We start from the raw sequence: 13555 nt of genomic DNA, 5'->3' as shown, positions 1-13555 counted from the left end.
TTTTAGTAAAATGAAAGGGAAAATAGCCATTCCTTCGGCGGGTAGATTTTTAACAATCAATATAGGTGCTTTCACAGCTTATCAATGCTAAGTTGCGGCAATGCTGGTAATCGCAATGCCTGTGGATTCATTCGGTAACTTCTATAAGCATTTCTAACGAAAAGATTAAAAGCATAATCATTCGCGTCTAACACGAATTGATAAGTTGGGCGATATTGTTGCATAAAATCTTTCAACTCCGGATCTTTTAAACCTAAAATTTGTTGAACGAGGCCAGGCGTAAAGCGGTAATCAATCATATCTTCCCGATAATCTTTTTCGAGTATTTTTTGCAAATGCCTTGCGTTTTTACCTTGCCGGCTTAATAAATTATATATTGCATCTATGCCAAGGCCAACTCCGCCATTCCCTAAGTTAATTAAATCTTTACTGCTGCCTCTTTGGGTGGCATAACGATATTCTTTTATCGTTTTTTCATATTGTTCTTGTGGCGATAATTTCTTTTGCTGAATTAAAACATCCCTTAATCTAATCCCTAACGATTTTAGTTGAAAATAGGCTGCAGGCTGCCCTTTAAAAATAACAGTATCTACACCGTAACCAGAAAGTGCTGCAACTAATGTATCTCCAGGGATTGCAAATGTGCTGAATTCGCCCTTTGTTGTGTTATACATCCCATCGCCACTACGGGTGTTGTAAATATAAACCTTTGCCAACCGCTGTTTAGTTTCTTTATCAATAACAACGCCTTGCACAGGTTTTGTCTGCGCATAAAGCATCGCCGATAGGCAAAAGAAATATATAAAAGCAATTAAAAATTTCATTAGATAACAAAACTACAATTTACTGGTCAGCATTAAATTTGATTAACATTATTTAACCTTCAATACCTGCCCAAGTTTTATGCCATCGGTGGTTATATTGTTCAACGTTTTTAAATCTTCAATGCTGATGTTAAAACGCTTTGCAATATTGTAAAGTGTATCGCCTTTGATAACCGTATAAGTTCCATCGGCTAAAATCGGTTTTGCACCAGCCGGGGGCGTATCAACAGGTGTAAATTTTGCCTTTTCTTGTGGAATATTCTGGTTTATTTCACTAAAAACTCTATCCTCTCGAGCAATTTTTTGCTTTTCGTTTTCTGATTGATCGTATTGATAAAGCTGGTATTTCTCTATGGTATTAATTAAAAGATCTGGGTATTTGGGGTTAGTTGCATAACCTGCTTGTTTTAGTCCTTGAGCCCAGCTTTTATAGTCGTTTTTATCTAATTGAAATAATGCGCTATAGCGTTTTCGTTTTAAAAATTCAGAATGATCCTTAAATGATTCCCGAGCATCTTTATAAACCCTGAAACAATCATTTTTTTGATCGTCATTTCTAAAATAATTCTTGCCTTTCCAATCTGAGGTGCATTTTATACCGAAATGGTTATTTGCATATTTGGCTAAATCACTATTACCACTTCCTGATTCTAAAATGCCCTGAGCCAAAGTAATACTTGCCGGTATTCCATTCGCATTCATTTCTTCTATTGCCACGGCTTTAAACTCTTCTATGTAACTTAAAGTATTATAGCTTTTATAAGTGTTATTGTTGGCTTTGTTTGCTGCCTTTTCTATCTGTTTATTATTTTTTGAGTACTTACGTGTTCCGCAAGAGCTAAGAAAAGCAACGATTAGCAGTAAATAGAGATATCTAAAATTCATTTGGTGTTAAAAATAATAGGTTTAATATTAAGTAGAAAACAAAAGGTTATAGTTTGATTTTTTGTCCCGGTTTGAGGTTAGCCTTTTTCAGACCATTTTTTTTCATTAATGTCTTAACCGTAGTTCCTTTCTTTTTTGCGATAACACTTAAATTATCGCCCGATTTTACAGTATAACTTTTACTATTTCTAGTTTTAGAAGTTCTTTTTCGATGTTTTGTAGTCGCATAAACTGGTTCTTCATAGCCTTCTGGGCGTTCGTCATAATTATAAAGTTCGTACTTTTTTATCAATGCCACTACTTGACTTGCCCAACTTCTGCTTTGTGCATAACCCGAACGCTGAATGCCTCTCGCCCAACCTTTATAATCGTACTGATCATATTTTTCAAACAGGTTATTAAAAGGCGAACGTGTTTCCATAATTTCTACGAAATGGCTGTAAGACTCGTCAGCACTTAAATAATCACGGTAAGATGAACGGATCTCTGTATTATTATTTGGACCTTTTACACCGAAATGATTGTTAAGTTGCTGCGCAATTCTGCTGTTACCTGCTGCAGACTCATGAATGGCTACCGCTAAAATTAAACTTGCCGGAATTTTATGATCCCGCATTAAACCTTGAGCAAACTCTACATGTTCTGAAATGTAATCTTCAGTGCTTTGCGCTTTTGCAATAACCGTAGCGATTATTAAAAGGCAAAAAGTAAATATTCTTTTCATTTTTTTAGTGTTTTCTTCATTGCAAGGTGCTAAGCAAAGAAGATTATGCTATTTCTTCCTAATTATAAATAAACCATCCCTAACTGGAAGGATTAGCTTTTCAACCCGCTCATCGCCAGCTATTTTATCGTTAAAGCTAGTTATGTTTTTAGTGTCTTTATCCTGCTTGTCCTGAAGTACTTTGCCGCTCCATAAAACATTATCTACAATTATAATTCCGCCGGGGCGAACACGATCGAAAATCAGGTCGTAATAAGTTCCATTGTTTTTTTTATCAGCATCTATAAAAACGATGTCGAAACTATCCTCTAAGCTGTTAATAGTTTTTGTTGCATCGCCTAAAATGTAATTTATCTTATCGTTATAAGCCGATTTGCTAAAACTCTCCCGAACCATATCTTCGAGTTCTTCGTTAATATCTAAGGTGTAAATTAAACCATCGGCGGTTAAGCCTTCAGCCAGGCAAAGTGTGGCATAACCGGTGAATGTGCCAATTTCAAGAATTCTTCTTGGCGAATTCATTTTACTTAACATGCTTAAAACACGGCCCTGATAATGGCCAGATAACATGCGAGGCATTAATACTTTAAGGTTGGTTTCGCGATCTATATTTTGTAGTAGTTCGCTTTCAGGTTCGCAGTATTTGATTAATAAATCTTGTAAGTCGTCGTTTATCAGGCTCATTTTATTTGGTTATAAACGGTTGGTTTCCATAAAATATTGTAAAATAATCGTTGCCGCGATAGTATCTACCCGTTCTTTATTTTGTCTGTCGCTTTTTTTTAACCCACTTTGCATAATGGCTTGTTGAGCCATTTTCGATGTAAAACGTTCATCAACCCAATATTGGGGGATAGTTGGGAATGCTTTTTTTAGCAATGTTGAAAACCCTTTAGCATGTTGTTTAGAGTCAGAATCAGAGCCATCCATTTGCTTTGGATCGCCTATAACAAAAGCTTCAACCTGTTCTGTTAATAAATATTTCTTAATGTATTCTATTGCATCTAGCGGGTGTACGGTATCTAAACCTGTTGCAATTATTTGCAAAGGATCGGTAACGGCAATGCCAATACGTTTAGTTCCATAATCAAATGCGAGAATTCTGGGCATAAAAATATATAAAGCCCCAAATGTAAGGTTTTTTGAGGAATGGGTTTTTTAACCCCAGTTTCTAAATATAAAAGGTGTAATAACCACTAACAGTAGGGAATGGAAAAGCATTTTATGAAATTAAGAACCAGCTCTTCTCATTTCATCGGTTGCGCCACCATTTGAGCGTTTAGTTACTTTTAATGGTTTGCCAAAACGATAAGTAAAACTAAGTACAAAAAGCCTGCTATCTCGGGTTATTTTGAAATATTCTTGTGCTTGCGGAAATTCCGTAAGTCCTTCCATTCGCTGTGTAAAGAAAATATCGCGGGCATTAAATTTCAAGCTTCCCTTGCCTTTTAAAATTGATTTAGATAAACCTGCCGAAATTTGATCATTAGGGTATAATAGTTCTTGCAAATCGTTTCGTGCTTTTGTAATGTAGAAACCCGACAGCTCGGCGTTAAGGGTTTTGGAAATATTGAACTGGTTGCTAAGGCTAAATTGAAATTGATTTATAGAAGATTGATAATTGATGTTTTGGTAACCTTCGAGTTTTTTATAATTGAAATTTCCCTGCCCATTCAATGCCCACCATTTGGTGGGGTAGATTTGCAAGGAAACCGATAAGCCCAGATTTTTCATTTCTCCAACATTACCATCGGTATAAATTAAAACATCCGTTCCTTCTGAAAGAAAAAGTTGTGAAAAGTAGTTGTTAACAACACTGTATGATAACGATGTGGTAATAATTTGCTTAAAGCGGTGACTAAGTTCCAAATTCCAGCTGTATTGAGGTACAATATATGGATTACCCCTTTGAATAGTATATTTATTAATAATGAAAGTGAAAGGATTTAGCTTTTGATAAGCAGGACGATCGATTCTTCGACTGGCGGTTAATGTAAATGAATTTAGAGAATCGATATCATAACTTAAATAGCCCGACGGAAAAAGGTTGTCATAAGTCCTGGAAAAAGAGGATTCGGGTTTTGCTGAATTTCCAAGTTGATTGGCATCGTAGTTTGTATGTTCATACCTTAAGCCTAACTGAGCACTTATTCGTCCTATTTTCTGTTGATAGGTGCTGTAAAAAGCATTGATATTTTCCTTGTACTTAAAGTGATTGCTTCTGTTTAAATCAATGGTACGCATAATATCATTGAAGTTTGTGTATCCGGCAATGTTATCTGTTCGAATTGAAGATGTCTTTAATCCAGATTCTAACTGTGCATTTTTACCAAAATGAATGGTATGGTCTATCTTCGCAGAATATATTTTTATTGTAGAAGGAATATCAATATCGATGCCTTGGGTATAACCATTAAATGTTAACAGCCTGTTTGTAAACTCCTGATTGTTATTCATGGTATAGTTTAACACATCTAAATCAACTGATATATCTTGTTGCTCTCCAATAGATTGCTTTAGATTAAGATTTATAGCACCGTTTTTAAATTTGTATAAGCTTGTGCTATTAGTTGAAACAGCAGAGTCTATACTGCCAGATGCTTTTTTCCAGGTAGCAAGTGCATCACTTTCTCCGTCTCTTTTAATTAATGTACCACTTAATGCTAAACCAATTGTTGTGTTTTTAGAAGCATTAAAGTCTAATCCCGTTTTTAAAAACTGATAATGCGTAAGGTTAGAAATTGCTGTAGTCTGGTCAAGCAAACCAGTTATAGAGTTGTTTGCTCCAAGGTAACTTCTGTGCGCATTAATATCAACAAAATTATTATTTGCATTATAGCTTGCAGAAGCAAAAGCATTTATTTTTCCTTTTTTATAATTAATTAAAAGGCTGTTATTGTTTTTATAATCACGACTCCATCCACCAATAACCGTAATTGTTCCATTAAAACCTTCTTGTGTGTTCTTTTTTGTTTTAATATTGATAATGCCACCGTTTCCACTTGCATCGTATTTAGCTGATGGGTTGGTAATTAATTCTATCTGACTAACCTGGGCAGAACTCATGCTCGAAAGTAAATTGGTTAGGTCTACTCCCGATAAATAAGTAGGTTTTTCATCAATCATAACCAGTACTGTCGATTTACCTTGTAAGCTTATTTCACCCTCGCGATTTACCATGACTCCAGGCGATTTTTCAAGAAGCTCTAAAACTGTAGTTCCTGTATTTGTTAAACCTGCATCAACATTTACAACAATTTTACCTTTTACTTGCTGAACGAGCGGTTTGTTACCTTCTACAATGACTTCTCTAAGAACCATGCTTGTTGGTAATATTTTAACAGTTAAACTGTTAAATGCAAATGGAGATTTAACAAGAGCTGTTTTACGACTTTCGTAACCAACAGCTTTTGCATTAAAAACATAATCCCCAAAAGTAGGCTCACCAAAAATTACCACACCTTTTTTATCAGTTTTACCTGCTTTGATAAAGCTTAATTTTTTGGCCGAAAGTAGTTGAACGGTAGCGTTTTCGAATGGAATATTCCTTTCGTTTAAAACGATTATTTTGATCGTTTTAATTTTTTTCTGGCTAAAGCTTGTTATTGTTGAGAGCAATAAAAAAAGCATTAACAAAGACTTTAAAAAGTTCATTTGTATGAGCAATAAGTTAGGTTAGAAGTTTTGATGAGGGTCAAATATAATGAAAACCAAATAGATAAAATAACTCGGAATAGTTAAAATATAAAATGAACTATCATTTATAAGTAATAAACTTAATGATTAGTTGACGCTTTGTGGAGGTTTGGTAAAAGTCAAAATCTTGTGAATAATAACAAACATTTCATATCTATTTCTTACTTTGCACCAAATGCAGTTTAGAGAAATCATCGGTCAGGAAAGAATTAAGCAACAGTTGGTGCAAACGGTTAAAGAAAACCGCGTAAGCCATGCTCAGCTATTTTTGTCGCCTGCTGGTTCAGGAGCTTTACCTTTGGCTATAGCTTATGCGCAATTTATTAACTGTTTAGACAAACAAGAAGCAGATAGTTGCGGCGAATGCTCAAGCTGTCGTAAATACGAGAGATTAATTCATCCCGATTTACATTTTTCTTACCCGTTTTTTGCCTCAGCAAGTATTAAAACTGCTGTTGATGTTTTAGATGACTGGAGAAATATGTTGCTTAGCGATCCTTATTTTGATATGGATGTTTGGCGCTCAAAACTCGAAGCGGCAAATAAACAGGCAAATATCCCGATAGGAGAATGCCACGATATTATTAAAAAACTAAGTTATAAAGCTTTTGAGGCCGAAACTAAAGTTTTAATTATGTGGTTGCCCGAATATTTAGATAAGGCAGGAAATGCTTTGTTGAAACTGATAGAAGAACCACCTGCAAATACATTATTTATTCTTATTGCGCAAAGTCAGGATCAGATTTTGACAACTATTTTATCGAGGACACAAATTGTTAAAATCCCGAAATTATCAAGTGAAGAGGTTTCTGCTTATCTGCTCGAAAATAGTGGGTTAACCGAGCACCAAGCTGTAGATTATTCTTTCTTGGCTGATGGAAATTTAATCGAAGCAAAAGCATTAGCCGCTGATACGCAAAATGATAGTTCGGGTATATTTGCTAATTGGTTAAGGATGGGCTATGGAAACAGAGTACCTGATTTAATTGATTTTACAGACGAGGCCGCAAAGTGGGGAAGAGAAAATCAGAAGAATTTTTTAAAATACGGTGTAAATTATTTACGCGAATGTTGTTTAATTATTAGCGGAGCCGAAGAATTAGTAAAATTACCGCCATTAACCATGGAAACGGCAAAAAAATTGAGCCAGCATGTGCTTACCTTACCTATGGCCGAGGCAATTATTGGCGAATTAGAGAAGGCACACTATCACATTGAAAGAAATGCAAATCCGAAAATTCTGTTTTTAGATGTATCTTTACAATTGGTAAAAATTATCAAGTTTAAAACGCTCCCTACGGGGACTCAATATATATACAATTAATATGGGATGTGGAAGTTGTTCGACAGGTGGTGGTTGCACCCCTAATGGATGCAAAAGTAATGGCTCATGCGGCACCGGTGGTTGCCAAACAATGGAAGTTCACGATTGGCTATCCAACCTGGATATGCCTTCTAATTATAAACCTTTTCAGGTTACAGAAGTAAAATTTAAAGGTTCGAGGAAAGAATTTTTTCTAAATAACGATAATATTTACCTTGAAATTGGTGAGCTGGTTGCTGTTGAAGGCCCAACTGGTGGTTTCGATGTTGGTCATGTTTCGCTAACAGGTGAGTTGGTTCGTGTGCAAATGAAGCGTCGCAAAACGCCAATGGACCAAGTGGTTAAAAAAATATATCGCAAAGCAACAGAGGCTGATGTAGAAAAATGGAATGCCGCGAAAGAAATGGAATGGGAAACCATGCATAAGGCTCGTAAGCTGGCATTAGATTTACGTCTTTCTATGAAGATTAGTGATGTTGATTATCAGGCCGATAAAACCAAAGCAACATTTTTTTATACTGCTGATGGTCGTGTAGATTTCCGCGAACTGATTAAAAAAATGGCTGAAAGTTTCCGTATTCGTATAGAAATGCGTCAGATTGGTATGCGCCAGGAAGCTGGCCGTTTAGGCGGAATTGGTTCTTGCGGTCGCGAATTGTGTTGCTCTACCTGGTTAACAAACTTTAAAACGGTTTCTACAGCTGCGGCTCGTTATCAAAACCTTTCTTTAAATACCTTAAAGCTTGCAGGACAATGTGGTAAGTTAAAATGCTGTTTAAATTATGAATTAGATACTTATCTAGATGCTTTAAAAGATATTCCGGATAGGATTGAAAATCTGGATACGGAAGCAGGTTATGCCCGTCACCAAAAAACAGATATTTTCAAAAAAATTATGTGGTTTAGTTACCAGGGCGATGAAAACTGGATTCCGGTTGCAGCAGCTCGTGTAAAAGAAATCATGGTAATGAATAAAGCAGGTAAGAAAGCGCCTAATTTAAAAGAAGAAGCGATTCAAATTGCTGCTCCTATTGTTGTTGAGAAATCTTTCGATTATGAAAATGTTGTTGGTCAGGATAGTTTAACTCGTTTAGATGAGCGTTCTAAAGGCAAAAACAATAATCAGAACCGCAACGCTAATCAGAAAAATAATCGCAGTAATAATCAAAATAAAAGAGAAAGGGTTACTGTTAACGAGAAAACAGCGCAGCCTAAATCTCAGCAAAATCCTAATCAACAAAAGCAACAACCTAATGCTCAACAAGCTCAGCAGCAAGGGCCAAAACCACAAAATGGGTCGAAGCCTCAGCAAAATCAGGCAGCTAAGCCTGTTGTTAAAACTGAAGCTAAACCGTTAGCGGAAGGAGGAAATATGCCTGAACCGAGCAAGAATAAAAGTAGAAATAACCGCAGGAAAAACAATAACCGCCGAAATAATAATAATGGCTCAGAAAATAAACCAGCTACTGAATAAAAGGCAAGTTATTTTACTGTCTTTTATGTTTTTTGCTTCACTTTTTGCGGGTTGTACTTCGAGTATTGTAGATGGTAATGTAGAAATTCCAGAAAGAAAATGGACTTATCGCAATCATATATCAACTCCTGTTGTAATTAAGGATAGCGCAAAAGCTTATAACATCTATTTTAAGTTAAGGCATACAGCAGATTACCATTACGCCAATATTTTTGTTTTGGTTCATTTTAAGGATGGAAAAAACATAATAACCAAGCGTTATCAATATCGCCTTGCAAAAAATGATGGCGAATGGCTAGGTAGTGGCTCCGGGAATTTGTTTAGTTACAAACTTCCGCTATTAACAAATCATCACTTTGCGCACACGGGTAATTTCGAGATAGAAATTGAGCAAAATATGCGTGATAACCCACTTGTGGAAATAAGTGATGTTGGCGTTTTGGTAGAGGAAGTGAAATAGCAATTAGAAAATTCGCAATTACGGATCTTGAAACTATAAATATTCTAACAAACTTTCTAGTTTCATCCCTCTGGAGCCTTTGAGCAATACCAAAGCATCTGTAATTTTGTTTGCTTTAAGATAATTGGCTGCTTCTGCTGGAGTTTCGAAGAAAGTTCCTTTTGATGATTTTTTAAAAGCGTAGAAATATTTGCCAATAAAGATTATTTCATCTAAATCACTGTTAAAAGCTTGTTCTGCAATAAGCTGATGCTGTGTTTCAGACTCTGGACCAAGTTCAAACATATCGCCAAGGATTGCAATCTTTTTATCAGCAGTAAGTGTAGAAATATTAGTTAATGCGGCACTCATACTGCTTGGATTGGCATTATAAAAGTCGCAAATAACAGTGTTTCTTTCAGTTTTTGTTAGTTGAGAGCGATTGTTTTTAGGTTGATAATTAGCTAAGCCACGGTTGATTTCTTCAGCCTCCATGTCAAAGAAATCGCCGATACAAATCGCCGCCAAAATGTTCTCAAAATTATAACTTCCTGTTAAATTAGTTTTAACTGATGTAGAATCATCGTGGTTTGTCCAATCAACCTCTATAAATGGGTCACTGCTTTTTAAGCTTCCTTTAATGGTGTTGCCGTTTTCAGTCCCGTAATAAATTAGTTTTGTTAAACCTGCTGCAGCACTCATTTCCAATAGAAAATCATTATTTCTATTGATGAAAGTATAGCCGTTGATTTTTTTAAGATAAGAGTAGAGCTCTGCTTTACCTTTTTTTACGCCCTCGAATCCACCGAAACCATCCAAATGTGCCATACCAACATTAGTAATAATGCCGTGAGTTGGTTGCGCAATAGTGCATAATAATTCAATCTCTTTTTGATGATTAGCACCCATCTCAATAATTGCAATTTCAGCATCGTCTGTAATTGATAAAATAGATAGTGGAACACCAATATGATTATTTAAGTTGCCAAAAGTGGCAAAAGTTTTGTATCGCTCTGCTAAAACAGCGTTTATCAATTCTTTGCTTGTGGTTTTGCCATTACTACCCGTTAATCCAATAACTGGAATATTCAACTGCTTACGATGATGACGAGCTAAATCCTGTAAGGTAGAAAGCACATCATTAACTACTAAACATTTGCTGCTAACGGCAAAATTATCTTCATCAATTACAACAAATGAGGCTCCTTTTTCAATGGCTTGTTCAGCAAATTCATTAGCATTAAAATTATCGCCCTTCAAGGCAAAAAAGATACAACCTTCAGAAATATTTCGGGTATCTGTAGAAATTACTGGATTTTTTAGATAGTGCTTGTATAATTCTTCGGTCGTAATCATGCTATTTGAAAAATTTTTGTTGTAAAATTAAGCTTTCGCATCAACAAAAAACAAAATTAGTACATTAGATAAAATTATTAATTATGAAGAAACTCTTTACCATCTGCTTACTAACGCTGTCTTCTATTTTATTTGTACAGGCTCAGGTTAAATCGCCCGATGATTTTTTGGGCTATGAACTCGGTTCTCATTTCACACCTCACTATAAGGTTGCAGAATATTTTAGGCAAACGGCTGCCGGTTCTGCTAAAAATGTAAAGCTTATAGAGTATGGCAAAACCAACGAAGGTAGGCCATTACTTGCCGCTGTAATATCTTCGCCCGAAAATATTGGCAAACTAGAGCAGATTAGAGCGAACAATTTATCCTTAGCAACTGGAAAATCAATAGGTGTAGATTTAACAACACAGCCAGCAATTTTATGGTTGAGTTACAATGTGCATGGTAACGAAGCAAATTCTACCGAAACAGCCATGAAAATGCTATATACTTTATCATCTGGTACAAACGCACAAGCTAACGAATGGTTAAAAAACACAGTTGTTGTTATAGACCCTTGCTTAAATCCTGATGGCAGAGATAGGTATGTGAATTATTTTAATAGCGTTGTTGGGCAGGTACCTAATTCGGATCCATCTTCAAGAGAGCATATCGAACCTTGGCCGGGAGGAAGACCAAATCACTATTATTTCGATTTAAACAGAGATTGGGCATGGCAAACGCAATTAGAAAGTAAGCAGCGTTTAGCATTGTACAATCAGTGGATGCCGCAAGTTCATGTCGATTTTCATGAGCAAAGCTATAACGAACCATATTATTTTGCTCCAGCAGCAGAGCCTGTTCATCAGGATATTACGCCGTGGCAAAAAAGTTTTCAGGTTGTAGTTGGAAAAAACAATGCAAAGTATTTTGATGAACAAGGCTGGCAATATTTCACTAAAGAGCGTTTCGATCTTTTATATCCATCTTACGGAGATACCTATCCGTTATACAATGGTTCTATAGGAATGACTTACGAGCAGGGTGGGATAAGAGCTGGTTTATCTGTAGTTACAAATGATGGTGATACCTTAACTTTAAAAGATCGTATTGCGCATCACTTTACAACTGGTATGTCTACCGTTGAGGTTACTTCTCAAAACCACAGTAAATTATTAGAAGAGTATAAAAAATATTTTCAACAGGCATTAACAACTGCCCCTGGAATTTATAAGAGCTATATTATAAAGCCGGATAACATTTCAAGATTGAAAAAACTTGCGGAGTTATTAACGAAAAATAAAATCGAATTCGCTTATGGTGGCGATAAAGCTGGTAGAGGCTATGATTATGATACACAAAAGGAGGAAAGTTATACTTTAGGAAGAAACGATTTAATTGTTAATGTTTTACAGCCCCGAGCTGTTTTGGCTAACGTGCTTTTAGAGCCACAAACCTTTGTTACAGATTCTAATACTTATGATATTACGGCATGGGCACTTCCTTATGTTTATGGTTTAAAAGCATATGCATCTAAAGAAAGTATTAAAGGCAAGTATGCTTCTATTGATGAAGGGAAGATAACCTCTTCGAATGTTGATAAACCATTAGCCTGGTTATTTGGTTGGGGAAATAGCGAAGATTTACAATTGCTTGTTGCCTTACAAAAGGAAAATATAAAAGTTCGCCAGGCAGATCAACCTTTTTCGGTAAATGGGAAAGATTATCCCGCCGGAACATTGATTGTTCTTCGCGTTGAGAATGAAAAATCGGTTAAAGATCTTAAAAGCAAAATTACTCAGGCTTCAAATAAACTCGAAAAGCCTATGCAGGCTGTATCAAGTGGCTTTGTAGAAAAAGGTAAAGATTTCGGGTCTAATGTTTACCCAATATTAAAACAGCCGAAAGTTGCCGTAGTATCTGGAAGTGAGGTATCGTCATTAGCTTTTGGAGAAGTCTGGTATTATTTAGAGCATGATTTGGGCTTATCTCCAATTATTTTAAATGCTCGCGATATTAATAATCTGGATATTAATAAAGTAAATACACTTATCCTTCCAGATGGTAGTTATAGTAGTTTTATTGATGAAGGGTTAAAAGGTTGGATTAACAGAGGTGGTAAACTTATCTTAATGGAAGATGCTATTGAAAGTGTTTTAGAGAAAAAAGGCTTTGATATTAAAAAGAAAGAAGCTTTAGTAAAAAAGGATGAAAAACCTGAGGCTAGTAAGCTTCTTTTTAAAGATAAAGAGAAAGACGATTATGAGAACACCATTCCAGGGGCTATATATAAGGTTAACATGGACGCTTCGCATCCGTTCGCGTATGGAATAGGTAAATCTTACTATACACTTAAAACAGATAGAAGAATATACGAACCGCTTATTAAAGGCTGGAATGTTGGGCAGCTTAGCGATAAAAGCTTAAAGGCTGGTGTTGTAGGCAAAAAGGTGAAAGAAGATTTAAAAACGGGCTTATTAATCGGGGTTCAGGATTCGGGCAGAGGTAATATTGTGTATTTAGCAAACGACCCATTATTCCGTAATTTCTGGGAAAATGGTAAAACCTTATTCGGTAACATTATTTTTTGTAGCTATTAACCTGTTACATATTTTTTCTCCCTTTTCAAAAAAAGAGGCTGTATCACAATAAAAAATTCAGCTATTGTAAAAGAATTTAATTTGGCGGCATCGTCATGCTCAGCTTGACTGGGCATCTTAATGCTTTAAAAGGCTTTTATTTCATAACCTTTTTCCTGTCTTCCGCGCTGGGACACCCAATTTTAGAAATCAAATAATTGACTCAGGTATTTTTGCTCATCATTTAATATGAGTGTTTTGTTTAAAATTTCATT

General features: G+C 35.7%; 11 protein-coding genes. 4 read left to right on the top strand and 7 right to left on the bottom strand.

Features of this window, described 5'->3' with window-relative positions; genetic code table 11:
- Positions 1-71 precede the first annotated feature (71 nt).
- From ACFOUY_RS14860 to ACFOUY_RS14835, 6 genes are all read right to left on the bottom strand, one after another.
- Positions 72-824, bottom strand: a complete 753-nt coding sequence (locus ACFOUY_RS14860) for a hypothetical protein (protein WP_378961692.1) — start codon at positions 822-824, stop codon at positions 72-74.
- 48 nt (positions 825-872) lie between these two features.
- Positions 873-1709, bottom strand: a complete 837-nt coding sequence (locus ACFOUY_RS14855) for a glucosaminidase domain-containing protein (RefSeq protein ID WP_378961690.1) — start codon at positions 1707-1709, stop codon at positions 873-875.
- A 46-nt stretch (positions 1710-1755) separates the two neighbouring features.
- A complete protein-coding gene (locus ACFOUY_RS14850; protein ID WP_378961688.1) occupies positions 1756-2433 on the bottom strand; it encodes a glucosaminidase domain-containing protein in 678 nt (225 codons plus the stop codon).
- 48 nt (positions 2434-2481) lie between these two features.
- Positions 2482-3117, bottom strand: a complete 636-nt coding sequence (locus ACFOUY_RS14845; RefSeq protein ID WP_378961686.1) for an O-methyltransferase — start codon at positions 3115-3117, stop codon at positions 2482-2484.
- Positions 3118-3126: 9 nt separating this feature from the next.
- The gene (ruvX, locus tag ACFOUY_RS14840; protein WP_378961684.1) at positions 3127-3543 is read right to left on the bottom strand and encodes a Holliday junction resolvase RuvX; all 417 of its coding nucleotides are present in this window, start codon (positions 3541-3543) and stop codon (positions 3127-3129) included.
- Positions 3544-3663: 120 nt separating this feature from the next.
- Positions 3664-6063 carry an outer membrane beta-barrel protein gene (locus tag ACFOUY_RS14835; protein ID WP_378961683.1) on the bottom strand — a complete coding sequence of 800 codons (2400 nt, stop codon included), beginning with the start codon at positions 6061-6063 and terminating at the stop codon, positions 3664-3666.
- 241 nt (positions 6064-6304) lie between these two features.
- Between ACFOUY_RS14835 and ACFOUY_RS14830 the strand changes: the two genes are divergently transcribed.
- The 3 genes from ACFOUY_RS14830 to ACFOUY_RS14820 are packed head-to-tail and all read left to right on the top strand — an operon-like array spanning position 6305 to position 9387.
- Complete coding sequence (locus tag ACFOUY_RS14830; protein ID WP_378961682.1) at positions 6305-7453, top strand: DNA polymerase III subunit; 1149 nt, start codon at positions 6305-6307, stop codon at positions 7451-7453.
- Between the two features lies 1 nt (position 7454).
- Entirely contained in the window at positions 7455-8927 is a 1473-nt protein-coding gene (locus ACFOUY_RS14825) for a PSP1 domain-containing protein (protein WP_378961680.1), read from the top strand.
- On the top strand, positions 8896-9387 hold the full coding sequence (locus ACFOUY_RS14820) for a gliding motility lipoprotein GldH (RefSeq protein WP_378961678.1): 492 nt from the start codon (positions 8896-8898) through the stop codon (positions 9385-9387). The genes ACFOUY_RS14825 and ACFOUY_RS14820 overlap by 32 nt, the downstream gene beginning before the upstream one ends.
- A 33-nt stretch (positions 9388-9420) precedes the next feature.
- Here the strand turns inward: ACFOUY_RS14820 and ACFOUY_RS14815 are convergent, their stop codons facing one another.
- Positions 9421-10722 carry a UDP-N-acetylmuramoyl-tripeptide--D-alanyl-D-alanine ligase gene (locus tag ACFOUY_RS14815; RefSeq protein ID WP_378961676.1) on the bottom strand — a complete coding sequence of 434 codons (1302 nt, stop codon included), beginning with the start codon at positions 10720-10722 and terminating at the stop codon, positions 9421-9423.
- An 83-nt stretch (positions 10723-10805) separates the two neighbouring features.
- Here ACFOUY_RS14815 and ACFOUY_RS14810 point away from each other — a divergent pair, with 83 nt between their 5' ends.
- Positions 10806-13301, top strand: a complete 2496-nt coding sequence (locus ACFOUY_RS14810; protein ID WP_378961675.1) for a M14 family metallopeptidase — start codon at positions 10806-10808, stop codon at positions 13299-13301.
- Positions 13302-13555: the final 254 nt, after the last annotated feature.

Origin of the sequence: Pedobacter jamesrossensis, from assembly GCF_042650905.1 — a bacterium.
GTDB lineage: Bacteria > Bacteroidota > Bacteroidia > Sphingobacteriales > Sphingobacteriaceae > Pedobacter > Pedobacter jamesrossensis.
Note: the sequence above shows the minus strand (reverse complement) of the source record. Positions and strands in the feature narration are given on the sequence as shown.

Coding starts and splice junctions, on each gene's coding strand:
- ACFOUY_RS14860 (WP_378961692.1), bottom strand. CDS start 824: ATGAAATTTTTAATTGCTTTTATATATTTCTTTTGCCTATCGGCGATG.
- ACFOUY_RS14855 (WP_378961690.1), bottom strand. CDS start 1,709: ATGAATTTTAGATATCTCTATTTACTGCTAATCGTTGCTTTTCTTAGC.
- ACFOUY_RS14850 (WP_378961688.1), bottom strand. CDS start 2,433: ATGAAAAGAATATTTACTTTTTGCCTTTTAATAATCGCTACGGTTATT.
- ACFOUY_RS14845 (WP_378961686.1), bottom strand. CDS start 3,117: ATGAGCCTGATAAACGACGACTTACAAGATTTATTAATCAAATACTGC.
- ruvX (WP_378961684.1), bottom strand. CDS start 3,543: ATGCCCAGAATTCTCGCATTTGATTATGGAACTAAACGTATTGGCATT.
- ACFOUY_RS14835 (WP_378961683.1), bottom strand. CDS start 6,063: ATGCTTTTTTTATTGCTCTCAACAATAACAAGCTTTAGCCAGAAAAAA.
- ACFOUY_RS14830 (WP_378961682.1), top strand. CDS start 6,305: ATGCAGTTTAGAGAAATCATCGGTCAGGAAAGAATTAAGCAACAGTTG.
- ACFOUY_RS14825 (WP_378961680.1), top strand. CDS start 7,455: ATGGGATGTGGAAGTTGTTCGACAGGTGGTGGTTGCACCCCTAATGGA.
- ACFOUY_RS14820 (WP_378961678.1), top strand. CDS start 8,896: ATGGCTCAGAAAATAAACCAGCTACTGAATAAAAGGCAAGTTATTTTA.
- ACFOUY_RS14815 (WP_378961676.1), bottom strand. CDS start 10,722: ATGATTACGACCGAAGAATTATACAAGCACTATCTAAAAAATCCAGTA.
- ACFOUY_RS14810 (WP_378961675.1), top strand. CDS start 10,806: ATGAAGAAACTCTTTACCATCTGCTTACTAACGCTGTCTTCTATTTTA.